The organism is Halomonas huangheensis, assembly GCF_001431725.1.
Taxonomy (GTDB): Bacteria; Pseudomonadota; Gammaproteobacteria; order Pseudomonadales; family Halomonadaceae; genus Halomonas; species Halomonas huangheensis.
Genome location: NZ_CP013106.1, coordinates 931,923 through 951,916 on the forward strand (window position 1 = coordinate 931,923; position 19,994 = coordinate 951,916).

General features: G+C 57.9%; 17 protein-coding genes and 3 tRNA genes. 16 read left to right on the plus strand and 4 right to left on the minus strand.

Going from position 1 to position 19,994, the window contains the following annotated elements:
* The first annotated feature begins 167 nt into the window (after positions 1-167).
* The 4 genes from AR456_RS04235 (at position 168) to AR456_RS04250 (ending at position 7,533) form a co-directional block, all read left to right on the plus strand.
* Positions 168-2,189 carry an NADPH-dependent 2,4-dienoyl-CoA reductase gene (locus AR456_RS04235; RefSeq protein ID WP_031208474.1) on the plus strand — a complete coding sequence of 674 codons (2,022 nt, stop codon included), beginning with the start codon at positions 168-170 and terminating at the stop codon, positions 2,187-2,189.
* A gap of 437 nt (positions 2,190-2,626) precedes the next feature.
* Entirely contained in the window at positions 2,627-4,549 is a 1,923-nt protein-coding gene (locus AR456_RS04240; protein ID WP_021820111.1) for a PrkA family serine protein kinase, read from the plus strand.
* Positions 4,550-4,613: 64 nt separating this feature from the next.
* Positions 4,614-5,897: a YeaH/YhbH family protein gene (locus tag AR456_RS04245; RefSeq protein ID WP_021820112.1), complete on the plus strand. Its 1,284-nt coding sequence runs from the start codon at positions 4,614-4,616 to the stop codon at positions 5,895-5,897.
* A 67-nt stretch (positions 5,898-5,964) separates the two neighbouring features.
* Complete coding sequence (locus AR456_RS04250) at positions 5,965-7,533, plus strand: SpoVR family protein (RefSeq protein WP_021820113.1); 1,569 nt, start codon at positions 5,965-5,967, stop codon at positions 7,531-7,533.
* Positions 7,534-7,657: 124 nt separating this feature from the next.
* Here AR456_RS04250 and AR456_RS04255 read toward each other — a convergent pair whose 3' ends face one another.
* Positions 7,658-7,990, minus strand: coding sequence for a high-potential iron-sulfur protein (locus AR456_RS04255; RefSeq protein ID WP_021820114.1), 333 nt, complete (start codon positions 7,988-7,990; stop codon positions 7,658-7,660).
* A 277-nt stretch (positions 7,991-8,267) separates the two neighbouring features.
* Here AR456_RS04255 and AR456_RS04260 point away from each other — a divergent pair, with 277 nt between their 5' ends.
* Positions 8,268-8,543, plus strand: coding sequence for an Lrp/AsnC family transcriptional regulator (locus AR456_RS04260; RefSeq protein ID WP_021820115.1), 276 nt, complete (start codon positions 8,268-8,270; stop codon positions 8,541-8,543).
* A gap of 139 nt (positions 8,544-8,682) precedes the next feature.
* The gene (locus AR456_RS04265) at positions 8,683-9,567 is read left to right on the plus strand and encodes a DNA/RNA non-specific endonuclease (RefSeq protein ID WP_021820116.1); all 885 of its coding nucleotides are present in this window, start codon (positions 8,683-8,685) and stop codon (positions 9,565-9,567) included.
* A 180-nt stretch (positions 9,568-9,747) separates the two neighbouring features.
* On the opposite strand, the gene AR456_RS04270 is transcribed toward AR456_RS04265, so the two are convergent.
* From AR456_RS04270 to AR456_RS04280, 3 genes are all read right to left on the minus strand, one after another.
* Positions 9,748-9,834, minus strand: a tRNA-Leu gene (locus AR456_RS04270).
* A gap of 39 nt (positions 9,835-9,873) precedes the next feature.
* Positions 9,874-9,960: transfer RNA gene (locus tag AR456_RS04275), tRNA-Leu, on the minus strand.
* A gap of 120 nt (positions 9,961-10,080) precedes the next feature.
* A tRNA-Leu gene (locus AR456_RS04280) sits at positions 10,081-10,167 on the minus strand.
* 276 nt (positions 10,168-10,443) lie between these two features.
* On the opposite strand from AR456_RS04280, the gene rnr reads away from it, so the two are divergent.
* The 10 genes from rnr (at position 10,444) to hemH (ending at position 19,931) form a co-directional block, all read left to right on the plus strand.
* Positions 10,444-12,942, plus strand: coding sequence for a ribonuclease R (rnr, locus tag AR456_RS04285; protein WP_021820117.1), 2,499 nt, complete (start codon positions 10,444-10,446; stop codon positions 12,940-12,942).
* A gap of 44 nt (positions 12,943-12,986) precedes the next feature.
* Complete coding sequence (gene rlmB / locus AR456_RS04290; protein ID WP_257721109.1) at positions 12,987-13,748, plus strand: 23S rRNA (guanosine(2251)-2'-O)-methyltransferase RlmB; 762 nt, start codon at positions 12,987-12,989, stop codon at positions 13,746-13,748.
* 239 nt (positions 13,749-13,987) lie between these two features.
* Positions 13,988-14,362, plus strand: coding sequence for a 30S ribosomal protein S6 (rpsF, locus tag AR456_RS04295; protein WP_021820119.1), 375 nt, complete (start codon positions 13,988-13,990; stop codon positions 14,360-14,362).
* A gap of 32 nt (positions 14,363-14,394) precedes the next feature.
* Entirely contained in the window at positions 14,395-14,622 is a 228-nt protein-coding gene (rpsR, locus tag AR456_RS04300; protein ID WP_021820120.1) for a 30S ribosomal protein S18, read from the plus strand.
* Between the two features lie 10 nt (positions 14,623-14,632).
* Positions 14,633-15,493 carry a hypothetical protein gene (locus tag AR456_RS04305; RefSeq protein WP_021820121.1) on the plus strand — a complete coding sequence of 287 codons (861 nt, stop codon included), beginning with the start codon at positions 14,633-14,635 and terminating at the stop codon, positions 15,491-15,493.
* A 15-nt stretch (positions 15,494-15,508) separates the two neighbouring features.
* Positions 15,509-15,955, plus strand: coding sequence for a 50S ribosomal protein L9 (gene rplI / locus AR456_RS04310; protein ID WP_021820122.1), 447 nt, complete (start codon positions 15,509-15,511; stop codon positions 15,953-15,955).
* A 151-nt stretch (positions 15,956-16,106) separates the two neighbouring features.
* Entirely contained in the window at positions 16,107-17,495 is a 1,389-nt protein-coding gene (dnaB, locus tag AR456_RS04315) for a replicative DNA helicase (RefSeq protein ID WP_021820123.1), read from the plus strand.
* Positions 17,496-17,567: 72 nt separating this feature from the next.
* Positions 17,568-17,861, plus strand: coding sequence for a hypothetical protein (locus tag AR456_RS04320; protein WP_021820124.1), 294 nt, complete (start codon positions 17,568-17,570; stop codon positions 17,859-17,861).
* A 291-nt stretch (positions 17,862-18,152) separates the two neighbouring features.
* Positions 18,153-18,455, plus strand: a complete 303-nt coding sequence (locus AR456_RS04325) for a DUF6482 family protein (RefSeq protein ID WP_031208478.1) — start codon at positions 18,153-18,155, stop codon at positions 18,453-18,455.
* Positions 18,456-18,791: 336 nt separating this feature from the next.
* A complete protein-coding gene (gene hemH, locus AR456_RS04330; protein ID WP_021820126.1) occupies positions 18,792-19,931 on the plus strand; it encodes a ferrochelatase in 1,140 nt (379 codons plus the stop codon).
* Positions 19,932-19,994 lie beyond the last annotated feature (63 nt).

A 19,994-nucleotide genomic window follows, 5' to 3' on the forward strand; every position in this document is an offset into this window, starting at 1 on the left:
CCATGCCTGGGCTCTTCTCTTTCCTCTTTCCTCTTTCCTCTTTCCTCTTTCCTCTGGCATCGTGATCTAGACTATCATACAGTTGTTTGAAATCGCTTCGGCTGATGCGGCGCTATGCTGCATGCATGGCTTGAGCCGATAACAATACTCTTGATATCCGTCGAGGAATCACCGTGACTGCCTCCTATCCGCACCTGTTTCGCCCCCTTCGGCTGGGGCATCTCGAACTGCCCAATCGTGTCCTGATGGGGTCCATGCATACCAACCTGGAGGAAGCGCCCAATGGCTTTGCTCGTCTGGCGGAATTCTATGCTGAGCGGGCTCGGCAGGGGGTGGCGCTGATCGTGACGGGGGGCATTGCTCCCAATGCCGAGGGAGCAGTATTCAAGGGCGCAGCGACACTGACCAATGAACAACAGCTCGACGAGCATCGTCAGGTGGTAGAGGCGGTTCATCGAGAGGGCTCGCATATCTGTCTTCAGATACTGCATGCTGGACGCTATGCCTATTCCCCGGAGCTGGTTGCGCCGTCGCCGATTCAGGCACCCATCAATCCGTCCAGGCCGCGAGAGTTGACTGCAGCTGAAGTCGAGCAGCACATCGAAGATTATGTGCGCTGCGCCCGCCTGGCTCAGGCGGCAGGTTATGACGGCGTCGAGGTGATGGGCTCTGAAGGCTATCTGATCAATCAGTTCATATGCCTGCGTACCAATCATCGCGAGGATGAGTGGGGTGGTGAGTTTGCCAACCGCATCCGCTTTGCTGTCGAGATCGTACGCCGAATTCGTGAGGCGACGGGCAGCCGGTTCTTGATTATCTTCCGCTTGTCGATGATTGATCTTGTGGAGGGTGGCAGCACTGCGGAAGAGGTACTGGAGCTGGGGCGTGCCATGGAGGCAGCTGGTGCTGATGTCATCAATACCGGGATCGGCTGGCATGAGGCTCGCGTGCCGACCATCGTTACCAGTGTGCCGCGTGCCGCTTTCACTGAAGTATCTCGGCGCATGCGTGAAGCGATAAGCCTGCCCTTGATTACCACCAATCGAATCAACATGCCGGATGTCGCCGAGCGTGTGCTGGCAGAAGGGCATGCTGACATGGTTTCCATGGCAAGGCCCTTTCTTGCTGATCCGGCATGGATTGCCAAGGCGCAACAGGACCGCAGCGATGAGATCAATACCTGCATTGCCTGCAACCAGGCCTGTCTCGACCACACCTTTCAAGGCAAATTGACCTCTTGTCTGGTTAATCCGCAGGCCTGTCATGAAACGGAGTTGGTGATCGAACCCGCAAGCCAGGCGAAGCGTGTGGCGGTAGTTGGGGGTGGTCCGGCAGGCATGGCAACCGCAGTGACTGCCGCACAACGGGGTCTTCGCGTGACGTTGTTCGAGCGCCGCGGAGAGCTTGGTGGGCAGTTCAATCTGGCACGGCGTATTCCCGGCAAGGAAGAGTTCGATGAAACCATGCGTTATTTCCGGGTCATGCTTGAGCGCAGCGGTGTAGAAGTGCGTCTGAACACAGACGCCGATGTCGAGACCTTGAAGGACTTCGAGCGTGTGGTGCTGGCCAGCGGTGTTGTGCCGCGCGAGCTATCGATTCCCGGTGCGGACCATGCATCGGTACTCAGCTATGCCGAAGCAATCATTGAGCCTCAGCGAGTGGGGGCGCGTGTAGCACTCATTGGTGCTGGCGGGATCGGTTTCGATGTTGCCGAGCTGCTTACGCATCGGGCGCCGTCCGGTGATCCGCTCGAACACTGGTGTGACCAGTGGGGGGTCGATCTCGCGGTGTCCAGCGCAGGTGGCCTGAAGCCGCCGCATCTACCGACTGCGGCGCGGCAGGTTTACCTGCTTCAGCGCAAGGCATCGCGTCTGGGAAAGGGGTTGGGAACGACCACCGGATGGGTGCATCGCGCTTCCCTGCGTCAGCATGGGGTAGAGATGCTGGCGGGCTGTGAATATCAGCGTATTGACGATGATGGGTTGCATCTGACCGTGGAGGGAGAGCCGAGGCGACTCGATGTGGACACCATCGTGATCTGTGCCGGGCAGGAGTCCGTGCGTGAGTTGGTTGAACCGTTGATGAAAGCTGGAGTTGCCGTTGATGTCGTGGGGGGTGCCGACAGGGCTGCTGAGTTGGATGCGCGGCGGGCGATTGATCAGGGAACGCGGGTGGCAGCAGGGTTGTAACTTTTCTGTGCCGTATCGCCAAATGATTGCCGGTGCCGAGGATGGTTGGCGGGGAGCTTTACATGTCACGCTGCAGGCGCCCATTGTAGAAGAGTCACAGGTGAGGTGGTCGACAGGGCGGTGGGCGCCAGAGTTCGTGAGGCGAGACTCTTCGGCGTCTGGTGACGTCGAGAAGTCGCGGGGAAGCACCTATTCTACAGGAGGGAGTGCCGGTACCTGCTCCGGCTGACGAGCGGGTCTTCCGTTGAAGAATCCAGTGTCGATGATGAAACGCATCTGCGGTCTAGAGTTCTTATAGGTAAGGGGGCTGGCGTTGAAACATAGCATCGCATTTATCTAATGCTGTTCTACGCTGAAGATACCCTCCCGGCGAAAAGGCGATGGCTCGATTCTTGTGGTTTCGCTGACTCCGGGTCCCGGGCATACAGGAGGCATCGATGAGTATCTTTGATCACGTGCAGAACCGTTTCGCTCGCGTTCAGCAGGAAGAAATGTCCCTGCAGGAGTATCTCGAACTCTGCCGTCAGGACCCTTCCGCCTATGCCAGTGCGGCTGAGCGCATGCTCGAGGCGATCGGTAAGCCTGAGGTGATTGATACCGCCAAGGATCCCAGGCTGGCTCGGATCTTTTCCAACAAGGTGATTCGCCGTTATCCGGCATTCGGCGAGTTTCATGGAATGGAGGAGGCGATCGAGCAGATCGTGTCCTATTTCCGTCATGCCGCGCAGGGGTTGGAAGAGAAGAAGCAGATTCTCTACCTGTTGGGGCCGGTAGGGGGGGGTAAGTCGTCGCTGGCTGAGCGGCTCAAGTTATTGATGGAGTATATTCCCTTCTATGCGATCAAGGGGTCACCGGTCCATGAGTCGCCACTGGGGCTGTTCTCACCGGAAGAAGATGGCGAGCTGCTCGAGAAGGAGTACGGCATTCCCGGGCGCTACCTGCGCAGTGTGATGTCGCCATGGGCGGCCAAGCGCCTGCAGGAAGCCGAGGGAGATATTTCCCAGTTTCGGGTGGTGCGACTGTATCCATCGCGCCTCAATCAGATTGCCCTCGCGAAGACGGAGCCTGGTGACGAGAATAACCAGGATATCTCCTCTCTGGTCGGCAAGGTGGATATCCGCCAATTGGAGCTGTATTCCCAGGATGATCCCGATGCCTACAGCTTCTCTGGCGGGCTATGCCGGGCCAACCAGGGGTTGATGGAATTCGTCGAGATGTTCAAGGCGCCGATCAAGGTTCTGCATCCCCTGCTGACCGCGACCCAGGAAGGCAACTACAACCCCACGGAAGGCATGGGAGCGATTCCCTTCGATGGTGTTGTGTTGGCGCACTCCAATGAGAGCGAGTGGCAGGCGTTCCGCAATAACCGCAACAATGAGGCGTTTCTTGACCGGGTGTATATCGTCAAGGTGCCGTACTGCCTGCGGGTCAGTGAAGAAATCAATATCTACAGGAAGTTGCTTGAGCATTCGTCGCTCAACCAGGCACCCTGCGCCCCGGATACGCTGCGCATGCTGGCGCAGTTCTCGGTGCTGTCGCGTCTCAAGGAGCCGGAAAATTCCAGTGTCTATTCCAAGATGCGTGTCTACGACGGTGAAAACCTCAAGGATACCGATCCCAAGGCCAAGTCGATTCAGGAGTATCGTGATGGTGCCGGAGTTGATGAGGGCATGGATGGCCTGTCGACCCGCTTCGCCTTCAAGATCCTGTCCAAGGTCTTCAACTTCGATAATCATGAGATAGCTGCCAACCCAGTGCACCTGCTCTATGTGCTGGAGCAGCGTCTTGAGCAGGAGCAGCTACCCAAGGAAACCTTCGAGCGCTACCTGCGCTATATCAAGGAGTTTCTGGCGCCGCGTTATGTCGATTTCATTGGCAAGGAGATTCAGACCGCCTATCTCGAGTCCTATTCCGAATACGGGCAGAATATCTTCGACCGTTATGTGACCTACGCAGATTTCTGGATTCAGGATCAGGAATATCGCGATCCGGAAACCGGTGAGCTGTTCGATCGCCAGTCACTCAACGAGGAGCTTGAGAAGATCGAGAAGCCGGCAGGTATCTCGAATCCCAAGGACTTCCGTCATGAGGTGGTCAACTTTGTACTTCGTGCGCGGGCACAGAACAATGGTATGAATCCGGGGTGGCAGTCCTACGAGAAGTTGCGTGGAGTCATCGAACACAAGATGTTCGCCAATACCGAGGAGTTGTTGCCGGTCATCTCGTTCAATGCCAAGGCATCGTCGGCGGATCTCAGGAAGCACGAGGATTTCGTTGCGCGCATGGTCGAACGTGGTTATACCGAGAAGCAGGTGCGGCTGCTGTCGGAGTGGTATCTGCGGGTGCGCAAGTCACAGTAGGGCGTGACCGGTTGGGGCGGATTGTTCCGCCCCCTGGATGCACACTGCAGGCAGAGGAGGTCACATGACCTACTTCATTGATCGGCGAGCCAACGCAAAGAACAAGAGTGCCGTCAATCGACAGCGCTTTCTGGATCGTTATCGCACTCATATCAAGCGTTCGGTGGAGGAGGCGGTGAATCGCCGCTCGATCACGGATATGGAGCGAGGTGAAAAGATCTCGATCCCCAGCCGTGATATCTCCGAGCCGGTATTCCAGCATGGTTCCGGTGGGCGCCGTTCGATCATTGCGCCCGGAAACCGTGAGTTTCAGGAAGGCGATAGGCTGCGTCGCCCCGGCGGTGGCGGGGGTGGGGACGGTAGTGGTGAGGGTGGCGCTTCCAACCAGGGTGAGGGCATGGATGAATTTGCCTTTACCTTGACCCGTGAGGAGTTCCTCGAATTTGTCTTCGATGGTCTGGAGTTGCCGCATCTCGAGCGCAAGCCGTTGGTCGATGTCGAGGAGGTGCGTCCGGTGCGGGCGGGGGTGTCACGCGATGGTGTCCCGGCGCGAATCAATATCGTGCGCTCGATGCGTGAGGCGCATGCCCGGCGTATTGCCATGCGCGCCCCGATCCGACGTGCACTGCGTGAGGCCCAGCAGGCGCTGGCCGCAGAAGAGCGAAAGGATCCAGTACTGCGCAATCCGGCCCGCATTCAGGAGTTGAAGGATGAGATCGAGCGGCTCGAGAAGCGGCTCGAAGCGGTGCCTTTCATCGACACCTATGACCTGCGCTATAACCACCTGATCAACCAGCCCCAGCCCTCGAGCAAGGCAGTGATGTTCTGCGTAATGGATGTTTCCGGCTCCATGACGCAGGCACACAAGGACATTGCCAAGCGGTTCTTCCTGTTGCTTTACCTGTTCCTTGAGCGCAGTTACGAGCGTGTCGAGTTGGTTTTTGTGCGCCATCATACTGCTGCGCGAGAAGTCGATGAGGAGGAGTTCTTCTACTCTCGGGAGACTGGCGGCACCATCGTCTCCAGTGCGCTGACGCTGGTCGACGAGATCATCGACAAGCGTTACCCGCCCACGCAATGGAATCTCTATGTGGCTCAGGCCTCGGATGGTGACAACTGGGATGATGACTCGGTCAACTGTCGTGAGCTGCTGACTGGGTCGTTGATGTCGAGACTGCAGTACTTCACCTATGTCGAGATTACTCCCCATGCGCATCAAGCGCTGTGGGAAGAGTATGAGCGGGTTGAAGCCGCTTACCCTGATCGCTTTGCCATGCGGCAGATCATCGAGCCGGGAGACATCTATCCGGTGTTCAGGGAGTTGTTCAAGCGACGTGCAGACGCTTGAACCGTGATGCCCTGGTGCGCACATTGATGGCGAATTTCCTGCACGACGGGAACAGGAGGATGGTTCCATGAGCAGTCTTGCCCGGCGCCACACAGCGCCCATCGCTTCCGGATCCGACTGGAGTTTTGACATCCTCACCGAGTATGAGACCGAAATTGCTCGGTTGGCGGATGAGTATCGTCTCGATACCTATCCCAACCAGATCGAGGTCATCACCACCGAGCAGATGATGGACGCCTACGCAAGTGTTGGAATGCCGGTGGGCTACCATCACTGGTCCTTCGGCAAGCAGTTTCTGGCCACCGAACAGGCCTATCGACGTGGCCAGATGGGGTTGGCCTATGAGTTGGTGATCAACTCCGATCCCTGTATTGCCTATCTGATGGAAGAAAACACCCTGATGATGCAGGTGCTGGTCATGGCTCATGCCTGCTATGGCCACAATTCCTTCTTCAAGGGCAACTATCTGTTCCGAACCTGGACCGATGCTTCATCGATCGTCGATTACCTGGTGTTCGCCCGCAAGTACCTCGGTGAGTGTGAAGAGCGTTATGGTGTCCAGGCGGTAGAGCAGCTGTTGGATGCCTGTCATGCACTGCAGAACTACGGCGTCGATCGCTACAAGCGCCCCTCTCCGGTGTCCGCTGAAGAGGAGGCGCGGCGACAGAAGGAGCGCGAGGATTACCTGCAGGCGCAGGTGAATACACTGTGGCGGACCATACCGGGGGCAATATCCGGAGATGCGTCAACGCCGGCGGCATCCGAGGAGGATCCGCTGGGATTGCACGAGGGTGGGCGTTATCCTCCCGAGCCCCAGGAAAACCTACTGTACTTCATCGAGAAGAATGCGCCGCTGCTGATGCCCTGGCAGCGTGAAGTGGTGCGCATCGTGCGCAAACTGGCGCAGTACTTCTATCCGCAGCGCCAGACGCAGGTGATGAATGAAGGCTGGGCAACCTTCTGGCATTATACGCTGATGAATCGGCTGTTTGATGATGGTGCGGTGGACGAGGGGCTGATGCTGGAGTTCCTTCAGTCGCACACGGCGGTGGTCAGTCAACCGGCTTTCGATAGCCCATACTTCAACGGCATCAATCCCTATGCGTTGGGTTTTGCCATATTCACCGATCTGCGGCGAATCTGTGAGAACCCGGAAGACGAGGATCGCGAATGGTTCCCGGACATTGCCGGTAGCGATTGGCGTGAGACGCTCAACTTCGCCATGCGCAACTTCAAGGATGAATCCTTTATCCAGCAGTTCCTGTCACCGAGGGTGATTCGCGAACTCAAGCTGTTCCAGGTCGTCGACGATGACCATGAAGAGATGCTGGAAGTGGCGGCCATCCATGATGAGCGTGGCTATCACCGCATTCGGGAGGCACTGTCGACGCAGTACGCGCTGTCAGTACGTGAACCCAACATCCAGGTCTATGAGGCCGATATACGCGGCGATCGCTCATTGACCCTGCGCCACGTTCAGGATCAGCGGCGGCCGCTGGCGCGTAGTGTCTACCCGGTGATGCGCCACCTTCACCAGTTATGGGGTTTTCCGATCAACCTTGAGTCCATCGATGGCGATGAGGTAATGCGGCGCTACCACTGGCCATTGCCGGATAGTGAAGAAAGTTCATCCTGATATTCGTCGTTGAGGCGTGTCCTCAAGGCGTGTCTTGACGACGTGTGCTGGGGGCATGTCCTGGAAATCGTGTCCTGGAAACCGTGTCCTGAAAACCATGCCCTGAAAACCATGCCCTCGAAATCTAGTTGCCGGCGACCCAGGACTGGCACCAGCCTGCTGCTGCTACGCTGTTTTGCGGAAACAGTTGGCAGGCCTGGGTTTCAGTGTTGTAGAACATGCAGTTGCTGCAGTTTTCTCCCTCTGACCAGTCGGCGTTGTCCTCGGCATCGCTGGCTTTCTCGACGTACCCCAGCGCTTTTGCTTGAGTGCTGTTTTCATCAAGACGGGGCAGGTCACGTGCCTGCGCCCCGATTGACAGTACTGCGCTACCCAAAGGCAGAGCAGCCAGGCCGATAAGGCTCTGGCGCAGAAATTTGCGCCGACTGTAGTGGGGCGGTTCATTGCTGCGGGTCATGGGGTTTCCTCGCTCTTGCTGGTCGGTATGGCAGCTCGTGGTTGCAATGATCGGTAGTCAAGGTTGCCGGTGCTCTGGCGGCACTTGTCCAATAGGCTAACCGAGCTTCCTGTGGAAGGCGACCTGCCTGGTCGATCGCCGGCTCGATTACTGCCGTCGACGGGGCTGCGCTGATATACTTCGGCATGACAACAGTCGGGCGCGACAACAACTCGAGGGCGGGCTGCTGCTTCGGTGGAACCGGTGCTCAGCGATACCCTGTAGAAGGAGCGAGAACATGCAGAATGCGGTGATTCTGATCAATACCGAGAAAGGTCAAGTCAAGGCGGTGGCCGAGCGTCTCGCCGATGTCGATGGTATCAGTGAGGTGTACTCCACCTGTGGTCGTTATGATCTGGTGGCAATTGCTCGTACCCGCGACTTCGAGAGCCTTGCCGAGCTGGTGACCGAGCGTCTCAACTCCGTCGAGGGAGTTGCCGATACCGAAACTCTCAACGCCATGCAGGTGCATTCGCGGCATGATCTCGAAACGATGTTCTCGCTCGGCTGGTGAGTCAGCCTGTTGGCGTGGAGTTCGTTGGCGTGGAGTTCGTTGGCCTTGAGTTTGTTGAGGTTGAGCTCGCGGAAATCGAAGTTGTGCGGTCCTGCTGTTGCGGTCCGGTTGTCTGCCCGTTGTTGAGAGTCTTTTACGGATGAGCCTTGATCTCTCCCTGTCGCGTATTCTGCCGCGACCACGTACCTTGTTGCTGAGCCTGGTTCTGGCGGTGGCTGGCGTAGTGCTCTGGCACAGCACCGAGCAGCAATATCGCGAGCGCCTGAGCTGGATGGGGGTCACCGAGTGGCAGCAACCCAGCGCCCAGACCTTTACCCGTGTATTGCGCAATGACGGCTACCTGGTGGGGTGGTCTGATTTCCGTGTTGGTGCCTTGTGGGCCAGCTATACCCTGCAGGATCGTGGTGATGTGAATATCGGGCCGCGCCCGGACTTTGACGCCGATTGGCGTACGCTGTGGCCTGTCAGCACCAGCAGCTATAGCGGCAGTGGATATGATCGCGGCCACCTGGCACCGAACTATGCCATGGCCGTGAATGGTGGTGAGGCGGCGCAGCAGGACAGCTTCCTGATGAGCAACATGTTACCGCAGCGACCGAAGCTCAATCGTCAGCTCTGGCAGCGTCTCGAAGCGGTGGTGATGGATCATTTTCTGCCGCGCTTCGGCCGCCTGCAGGTGATCACTGGCCCCATCTACGCACCAATGGAGTGGGCGAGTGTAGAGAGCTGGACGCGTCTCGCGCTGGATCGCGTCGGTTTCATCGAGATTCCGCAGAGCTTCTACAAGATTGTCGTTGTGCCGGGAGAAACGCCGCGGGCGGTTGCTTTCATCATGCCTCAGGATGTGCAGGGTGACGAACCCTTGAGTGACTACCTGGTCAGTATTGATGAGGTGGAGCGGCGTACCGGGCTGAACTTCATGCCGTCTCTGCCGCCTGCGGTCGAGTCGGCCTGGGAAGCCACGGCAGGGGTTGGCGACTGGAATCTGTCGAAGGTCTCGCAGCTGCCGGCGCGTTTCAACTGATGACGGTGGCGGTGGTGTTTGCCGCTGCCGATCTGTACTGGCGGGTGCGGAAGTCGGAAGCGTGCTGGGACCAGAAACGAAAAAACCGCGTCGATGCGCGGTCTCTTGATGGCCTTTCGACCTGATCTGTTGCTCTACTCAACAGGCAATTTCTGTCGCTGTTGATTGTTGGCTCTGACATGGTGCCCAGGAGAGGACTTGAACCTCCACGTCCATAAGGACACTAGCACCTGAAGCTAGCGCGTCTACCAATTCCGCCACCTGGGCATGTCATGAGCTGTTCTGTCAGTGGTTGTCGTGATCGTATGGTGCCCAGGAGAGGACTTGAACCTCCACGTCCATAAGGACACTAGCACCTGAAGCTAGCGCGTCTACCAATTCCGCCACCTGGGCGAACACGAACCATCTGCACTGACAAAGAGCGTGACGGCTAACTGATTATCTCAGAATGCAGCTGATGTTTTCAGGGCAGCTGATGTTTTCAGAGTAGTCGTCGTGATCCCGAGGGATCAATGGTGCCCAGAAGAGGACTTGAACCTCCACGTCCATAAGGACACTAGCACCTGAAGCTAGCGCGTCTACCAATTCCGCCATCTGGGCAAGTGGCGCGTATCTTACCGAATCCGCAGAAGAATGCAAGCTTTTGCGACGCGAATCTGTGGGTGGCGAACCGGTGGATATCCAGAGGGTAGAGTCGGGTTACGGAGCTCTGGCTGTGCAGTAAGCATGCCTTTTTGAAGTCGTTATATTTGGGTGTGGTCCTCTCCAGCGCTATACTTCGCGCATGACAAGTGAAATCAACGTAAAGAACATCTGCTCGCGCCTGGGTGCCGGCGCCCAGTTGCCGTCTCCGACCCCGTCAAGGATGCATGCCGCATGACTCACTGGACGCTCGACAGCGACCTCCACGCCAGCCGCGAAGCTCACAAGTACGATAAGCCCGCCCCCTCCCGCGAATATCTGATGCAGCGTCTCGAGGACATCGGTACGCCAATCTCCCATGAGGAGATGAGCGATCAGCTTGGCCTGACCGATGAAGACCTGCGTGAAGCGGTTCGCCGTAGGTTGGGCGCAATGGAGCGTGATGGGCAGGTATTGCGCAATCGTCGCGGTGCCTTTGCTTTGATCGACAAGCTCGACCTGATCAAGGGCAGAGTACTGGGGCATCGCGATGGCTTTGGTTTTCTGTTGCGTGATGATGGCAAGAAACCTGACCTGGTGATGCCGCCGCGTCAGATGCGCCGTGTTTTCCACGGCGATCACGTATTGGTTCGGGTCAGTGGCCGAGATCGGCGCGGGCGTGACGAAGCGACAGTCGTCGAAGTATTGGCACGCAATACCCAGACCATTGTCGGCGTCTACCGTGCCAATACGCCGGAATTTGGTGTGTTGATTCCGGAGAACAGCCGAGTGACTCAGGAAGTGATGATTCCCCACAGCGCACGAGCTGGCGCTGAGGATGGGCAGGTGGTGTCAGCGCGCATCGTCAAGCAGCCGGAGACGCGTTCGCAGCCAGTGGGAGAAATCATTGAGGTGCTGGGGGAGCGTATGGACCCGGGCATGGAAATCGATATCGCGCTGCGTAGCTATGAGATTCCTGCGGAGTTTCCGTTGGATGTCGCCGACCAGATCTCCAGCATGTCTGCCGAGGTGGCAGAGGAGGACAAGCTGCACCGTGTCGACCTGCGCGACACGCCGCTGGTCACCATCGATGACGAAAGCGCCAAGGATTTCGATGATGCTGTCTGTGCCTACAAGACACGCTCAGGCAGTTGGAAGTTGTTGGTAGCGATTGCCGATGTCTCTCATTATGTGCGGCCCGGTACACCGCTGGATAGTGAGGCGCTGTCGCGAGGCAACTCGGTGTATTTCCCGGGACAGGTGGTTCCGATGTTGCCGGAGCTGCTGTCCAACGGCCTGTGCTCGCTGAACCCGGGAGTTGACCGTCTGGCACTGGTCTGTGAGATGAATATCTCGAAGAGCGGTGCGATCAGCCGTTATCGCTTCTATGAAGCCGTGTTCCGTTCTCACGCACGTCTCACTTACAACAAGGTGTCGTCGATCCTGCAGGACGATGGTGAAGAGGGAGATGCACTGCGCGAGGAATACAAGTCGCTGGTGCCCTCACTCAAGAACCTGTATAGCCTGTACAAGCTGCTGCGCGAGGCGCGTACCGAGCGTGGCGCGATTGATTTCGAGACCACTGAAACGGCGATCATCTTCAATGATGAGCGCAAGATCGAGAAGATCGTCCCGCGCTCACGCAACGATGCCCACAAGATCATCGAAGAGTGCATGCTGGCAGCCAATGTGGCGACCGCGCGCTTCCTCGACAAGCATGATCTGCCGGCGCTGTATCGTATTCACGAACGACCCTCACCGGAGCGTCTCGACAAGTTACGCCTGTTCCTCAATGAAATTGGCCTGTCGGTAGGCGGTGGTGATGAGCCTACGCCTCAGGACTATCAGGAGTTGGCCGAGGTCATTCGTGAGCGTGATGATGCCGATATCATCCAGACGGTGATGCTGCGCTCGATGAGTCAGGCGGTTTACTCGCCACACAATGAAGGGCACTTTGGTCTGGCGTACCCGGCCTATGCGCATTTCACGTCTCCGATTCGGCGTTATCCCGATTTGCTGGTGCACCGAGCCATTCGCTCGGTTATCCGCGGGCCCCGGCAGACCAATACGGTTTTGCGCGCCGACGGAGCACCGGTTGAGCCACCGAGCAAGTGGTGCCCCTATACCTTCGAGCAGATGCTTGAGCTGGGTGAGCATTGCTCGATGACCGAGCGGCGCGCCGATGATGCTACCCGCGACGTCGAGGATTGGCTCAAGTGCGAGTTCATGTCCGACAAGCTGGGTGAGACCTACGAAGGCACCATCGCCTCGGTCACTCAGTTTGGTATCTTCGTGCGCCTTGATGAGGTGTATGTCGAAGGTCTGGTGCATGTGACCTCGTTGCCTTCCGACTATTACCACTATGAGCCGGAGAAGCATCGCCTCAAGGGCGAGCGCTCAGGGACCAGCTATCGTCTCGGTGATGGTGTGACGGTGCAGGTGGCGCGTGTCGACCTTGATGACCGCAAGATCGATTTCGAGATGCTCTCGGATCAGCCGCGTCCTCGTCGGGCGCCGCGTAAACGCCGTGGCGGTGGGACGGGAGCAGGTGGCGGTAAGCCAGCGTCAGACCGGAAGCAGGGCAAGGCTGCCAGATCCAGCAAGTCGGGCAAGGCCGGCGATAGTCAGCCTCATCGTCAGTCGAAAAAGACTCCGGGCGGTACTGCCAACGATAGTGCTGTGAAGGAACGTGCTGGCAAGGAAGGCGGCAAGGAAGGCGGCAAGAGCGGCAGACGCCGTCGTAACAGGAGATAAGAGTGGCCAGCAAGGGAAAAACTCAACGCCGCCGGAGTGGCGGATTGGCCACTCCAAATGGGCTGGATAGTGTGTTTGGCGTACATGCGGTGAAAGCCATGCTGGAGCGTGGTGAGTCGCCGCATGAGATGTGGGTCCAGGAAGGGGATGCTGGGCGTCGCCTTGCCGAATTGATCGATACCGCCCGTAGTCGTGGTGCGCGTCTGAAGGCCGTGCCGCGGGACGAGCTCGACCGGCTGTCTCAGGGCGCTTCGCATCAGGGCATCATTGCCTTCTGTCCGCCGCTTGCGCCGGCGAGCGAAGAGTCGCTGTGGCTTCAACTCAGGGCATGGCCGCACGACACGCCTCCGCTGTTGCTGATTCTCGACGGAGTCACTGATGTGCACAACATGGGTGCCTGTCTGCGTAGTGCGGATGCCGCCGGTGTTCATGGAGTGATCATGCCGAAGGATCGTTCGGCATCACTCAATGCCACGGTGCGCAAGGTTGCCTGTGGTGCTGCCGAGAGCGTGCCGGTCTACCAGGTCACCAATCTGGCCCGGGCCATGGAGCGTCTCAAGGAGCTCGGAGTGTGGATCACCGGTACCGCAGGTGACGCCGATCACAGCCTGTTCGAGGTTGATTTCAGCGGACCCACCGCGCTGGTGATGGGCGCCGAAGGCAAGGGTATGCGGCGTTTGACGCGCGAAGCCTGTGATCGGTTGGTCAAGCTGCCGATGGCAGGGCAGGTATCGAGCCTCAATGTCTCGGTGGCAGCGGGTGTCTGTTTGTTCGAGGTAGTGCGTCAGCGCACGTCGACATTGTAACAACCTGGTGGGGGAGCGCCTGGGATGAACGCCAGAGGCTTTCGTATCAGGCCTCGTTGCCCGGCCCGGAGCCTTGGGCCGGTTGATGAGTGCCTTGCGAGGCAGTTGCTGCTCCTGTAGAATCCTTGCGCCCGTATGTACCATACGGACTACACGTTATTTGACTATCACTCCTTGCTTCCCCCGGCGCCGCGTATTCAGCGGTCCTCGAGGAAGCTGCCAAACCGAAAGGAGAATCCATGCGTCACTACGAGATCGTTTTCATGGTCCATCCGGACCAGAGTGAGCAGGTTCCGGCCATGGTCGAGCGCTACACCAGCATCGTGACCGAAAATGGCGGTACTGTTCATCGTCTCGAGGATTGGGGCCGTCGTCACCTGGCTTACCCGATCAACAAGATCCACAAGGCTCACTACGTGCTGATGAATGTTGAAGCCCAGGGCGAGACTCTCGAGGAAATCGAGAACATCTTCCGCTTCAACGATGCCATCATTCGTAGCCTGGTGGTGCGCTGCAAGGAAGCCATCACCGAAGCGTCTCCGATGATGAAGCCGACCGAAGAGAAGCGTGCTCGTCGCGAAGAAAGACCGCGTCCTGAAGCTGAATCTGCCTAAGTCACTCATCGCACGTTTACAGGAGTCTACCCATGGCACGTTTTTTCCGTCGCCGTAAGTTTTGCCGTTTCACCGCTGAAGGCGTGAAGCAGATCGACTACAAGGATCTGGACACGCTCAAGGCCTACATCACCGAGACTGGCAAGATCGTTCCCAGCCGTATCACCGGAACCAAAGCCCGTTACCAGCGCCAGCTGTCTACCGCTGTCAAGCGCGCTCGCTACCTGGCTCTGCTGCCCTACACCGACAGCCACCAGTAAGATTCAGCCTATGCTGCCCATCGCCCGCTGGTCGATGAAGGGAACGCCACAGGCCGCTGCCGTGGTGTTGCTGACGTCCGTCGCACCATTCTTGATGGTGTTCTGGTTCGGTTCGGCAATCGTCGCATTGGTGGCGTTACGGCGGGGCCTGAGCAATTGCCTTCCGGTAGCCGCCGCTTCGTTGGTCCCTGCCGTCTGGTGGTGGACTCAAGGGGAGCCGGTACCGCTGGTGACGACCTTGCTGGCAATGCTGATGGCCACTGTGTTGCGCTCACGCATTCGCTGGAGCGAGGCGCTGGTGGCCGGCGCTCTGGGAGGCATTGTACTGGCCCAGTTGGGTGTCTATGCCTCAGGGCTCGACATCAGCCTGGTGCTGGAGCAAATGCACCAGGCCTGGCCCGATTATGCAAGCATGATCGACCAGATGGCTGCCGAGTATGGGGTCAGTTCGCAGCAGATGCTGACGGAGTTGATCGTTGTAGTCCGAGCCTGTGCGGCGCCGACTCTTGCCGTGCTGGCTTTGATTCTGGCGCGTGCCTGGCAGTCGGGACTGTACAACCCTGGCGGCTTTCGTGAAGAGTTCCATGCCCTGCGCCTGAACTCGCGCGAACTACTGTTGCTGGTGGCGGTACTGGCAGTGGGTTACATGACAGCTCACGGCGAAGTGGCTTATCTAGCCGCTCTGCCGATCCTGATGGCTGGTATAGGTTTGATACACGGTGTGGTTGGACGTAAGGGAATGAACGGGGTGTGGTTGGTCGCGTTCTACGTGATGCTGATCATCCTCCAGCCCATGATTCTCATCGTGCTGGTTGTGGCCATGCTCGACACCCTGTTGGATATCCGCAGGCGTCTGGGTCACGACAACTGACAAGAGGTTTACGAGATGGAAGTCATTCTGCTCGACAATATTGGTAAGCTGGGCGGTCTGGGTGACCAGGTCACCGTCAAGCCTGGTTACGGTCGTAACTACCTGGTGCCCTACGGTCTTGCCGTGCCGGCTACCAAGGACAACGTTGCTGCTTTTGAAGCACAGCGTGCCGAGCTCGAAGCGCAAGCCGCTGAGCGCAAGGCAACTGCTGAAGCTCGCGCTGAGCAGCTCAACGACATCGAACTGTCTCTGGTCGCCAAGGCCGGTGATGAAGGCAAGCTGTTCGGCTCCATCGGTCCGCGTGACCTGGCTGAAGCCGTTTCCAGTGCCGGAATCGAAGTCGCCAAGAGCGAAGTGCGCATGCCGGAAGGTCCGATTCGTCAGACTGGCGAATACGACATCGTCCTGCACCTGCACGCCGAAGTCGACGCGACCATTCGCGTGGTGGTTGTGGCCGAGTAATCGCCCACTGTCCACTGAGACGCGGGAAGGAGTTTCTCCTTCCCGCGTTTTTTTGTGCGCGTTCTCGGCGATCGGAGAGCGGGCATGATGCTCGCGGCTCGCGACTTATGCGTTAGAATGACGGGGCTCGAATCAGCCGAGGTGTGCGTGCATGAGTGAAGTTCAGGAGATTGACCGGGAAGCGGCGGCGCTCAAGGTCCCTCCGCATTCCGTGGAAGCCGAGCAGTCGGTGCTTGGTGGCCTGATGCTCGACAATCAGGCCTGGGACGGCGTTTCCGAGCGCTTGTCCGCTGGTGATTTCTATCGCTATGAACATCGCTTGATATTCAATGTCATGGTCGGGCTGGCGGAAGGCAGCCAGCCACTGGATGTCATCACGCTTTCCGAGGCTCTCGAAGCGCGAGATCAGCTGGATAGTGTCGGAGGTCTGGCCTATCTGGCGGAGCTGGCACGCAATACGCCGTCGGCGAGCAATATTCGCGCCTATGCCGATATCGTGCGTGAGCGAGCGACGCTGCGTAAGCTGATCGAGGCGGCCAGCCATATCGCTGATAGTGCCTTCAGCCCCAGTGGTCGTCCTTCCGATGAACTGGTCAATGAGGCTGAGCGCCTGGTCTTCCAGATCAGCGAGGACCGCCCCAAGGCGGGTGGCCCGATCGGCATGAGCGAGCTGTTGACCAAAGCCGTTGATCGCATCGACGAGCTGTTCAACATGAAAGGCCAGATGACGGGGTTGTCCACAGGCTTCCGTGATCTGGATGATATGACCTCGGGCTTGCAGCCATCCGATCTGGTCATCGTTGCTGGTCGTCCGTCGATGGGTAAGACGACCTTCGCCATGAACCTGGTCGAGCATGCGGTGATATCCAGTGACAAGCCGGTGGTGGTGTTCTCGATGGAGATGCCTGCTGAGTCAATCATGCTGCGCATGCTGTCATCGTTGGGGCGTATTGATCAGACGCGGGTACGTAATGGTCAGCTCGAGGATGAGGATTGGCCTCGCCTGACCTCAGCCGTCAACCTGCTCAAGGACAAGCAGTTGTTCATCGATGACACGGCGGCGCTGTCACCCAATGAAATGCGCTCGAGGATGCGGCGTATCGTCCGTGAGCACGGCGGTATTTCCCTGGTCATGATCGATTACCTGCAGTTGATGCAGATCCCCGGTTTCTCTGAAAACCGGACCGGCGAGATATCCGAGATATCGCGCTCGCTCAAGGGGCTGGCCAAGGAGTTTGGCTGTCCGGTGGTGGCGCTGTCGCAGCTCAACCGCTCACTTGAGCAACGTCCCAACAAGCGTCCCGTGATGTCGGACCTGCGTGAATCCGGCGCCATCGAGCAGGACGCCGACTTGATTGGCTTCGTCTATCGCGATGAGGTCTACAATCCGGATAACCCCGACAATCAGGGGCTGGCGGAATTCATCATCGGCAAGCAGCGTAATGGTCCGATCGGTACTGTACATATGGCATTCATCGGCAAGTACACCCGCTTCGAGGATCTGGCGCCTGATGCCTATGTCGATGGCTTTGGTGAATAGACCGCGTAGCGGATGACATCACGACTGTTGCCGAATTCTTTTGTTACCCAATCTAGTGGAGGCATATATACCATGGCAGGCGGATTTCGACGCGGTAACCGGCGGCGTGCCCCGAAGCTGGAAGCGCGCGGCGTTTTGACATCGGTGGAGCGTGAAGGCCCGTTCAAGGAATGGCTCGGTATGCCGGATCTTTATCGTTATCAACTGGTGGTTGATGGGGAGTCCTACAGCTACCAGACCGAGGATGCAGAACTGCCGGTGGCGGTAGGCGATCGTGTAGTGTTTCGCTACAAGGAAACCAAGGCTGGCAACTGGGTGGATCGTAATTCATTGGGCAAGGCTATCGACCCTTCCGAGTATCAGTAACCTACTGACTACCCGAAACCTTCCGATTTTCTGAGCCCGGCCATTCGGCCGGGCTCTTCTCACTTCATATGCAGGTCAGGTGATTCCTCGGTAACTTGCTGAATTCTATTCTTTATCAGCATGTATTCACCAGCCTGGAACCTGTTGTCCCGCTATCAGTCCCATGAATATTCGTCACGTCATCATTCTGTCACCTGCAATCGCCAGGCTGTAAGATGATTGGTGCTGTCCACTGGTAAGTGGACATCACGGATGAACAATTGGAAATGGACAAAAGAGGTGAAATATATGTTGGAACTACAAGAGCTCAAGACCTTTGTGGAACGACACGATAACTTCGAGATTCGTGTCATCAGTCATGCCGGTAATCGTTTCTACCAGGTGGAACTGGAAGATGTCGAGGGGCAGCGACATGTTATCGGTCGCCGCGGCAAGCCGGTGCTGTTCCGTTCGCTCGATGATGTGTATCTGGAATTGAAGCGTGCTGACATTCATCGGGCCTACCTGGTGCATCATGTAGCCAATGACGAGGTCGTTGGTCGTGAGGCGCACTATCATCAGCCACTGACATCACGTACTCCGTTGGTCTTCTAGGCCGACTTCAGGTAGGTCACCCTCCGAGCTACAGGCGGTATCGCCGCTTTTTCTGTTCAAAGCCGTTATGCGGTTCTTCAATACAAGCCCCTGGCAATGGTCGCCAGGGCATCGGGCGCGGGACTTGCGGCCGGTGCTTGTGCTTCATCCTTCTCCGATAGCCTTGCTCTACCATCCGTCAACTGCGACGTGAAGGGGGCGGCTGTGTCGTCTGCATAGTGCAATGGCAGCAATAGCCGAACTTCATTCGAGTCAGCCAGGTCCCGGTGGTAATCTTTACGGTGTTTGTTGTTTTTGCTGTGACTTTCCTTCTCGTCAAGTGAGGTACCCGATTCGATGGCCCACCTGGACACTGCACCGTTGCACTCCACTCCCCCTGGCGAAACTACCGGCGAGGGCCGGCCTGAACATGCGCCTGAGGACCATCCGGCAGTCCGCTCCGCGCGTGTAGGAGTTCTGATCGCCAATCTCGGTACTCCAGACAATACTGACTACTGGTCAGTGCGGCGCTACCTCAGTGAATTCCTGTCGGATCAGCGTGTGGTCGATTATCCGCGCTGGTTGTGGCAGCCATTGTTGCAACTGGTCATTCTCAGTCGGCGCCCTTTCATCTCTGGAGAGGCCTATCGCAGCGTCTGGAACCGGGAGCAGAATGAAAGCCCATTGCTGACGACGACACGCCAGCAGGCCAATAAGCTGGCGGCGACGCTGGAGTCTCGTTTTGGAGAAGGTGTCGCAGTGGCTTATGGCATGCGTTACGGCAACCCCTCTACCGACAGTGCAGTGCGCGAACTTCAGGCTCGGGGCTGTCAGCGTATTCTATTCTTTCCGCTCTACCCGCAGTATGCATCACCGACCACTGCTACCGCTTGTGATCAGTTCTTTCGCTCCCTGATGAAGCTCAAATGGCAGCCAGCGGCACGCACCGTACCGGCCTATTTCGAGCATGAAAGCTATATGCGCGCCCTGGCGGCCTCGGTGCGCGATGCGTTAGGCGAAAATGGTCTGGATGACGAAGGTCTGGGCGATAATCAGCCAGTAGCGAAAGATGCCGCTCCGTCGGTGTTGGTGGCGTCCTATCATGGGGTGCCGAAGCGTTTCCTGCGTGATGGAGATCCGTACTACTGCCAATGCTGCAAGACCTCACGCTTGCTGGCCGAAGCTCTGGGGCTCGATGAGCAACGCCTCGTTACCACGTTTCAGTCAAAGTTCGGCCCCGAGGAGTGGGTCGGTCCGGCGACAGTGGATAAAGTGGCTGAACTGGCACGGGCTGGCCACCGTCATATCGCGGTACTGTCACCGGCATTTGCCACGGATTGTGTCGAAACGCTGGAGGAAATCCAGCAGGAGATTCGCGATAGTTTCATGGCGGCAGGCGGGGAACGCTTCACCTATATTCCCTGCCTCAATGATCGCGATGACCATATTACAGCGCTGGCCGATATTGCTGCCGGGGAGTTGGCAGGCTGGTTGTAGAGCGGAACGGCTACTTGTGATGCACCATGCCGCCCATTCGGGCGGCATGGTCGTTTCTGCGGG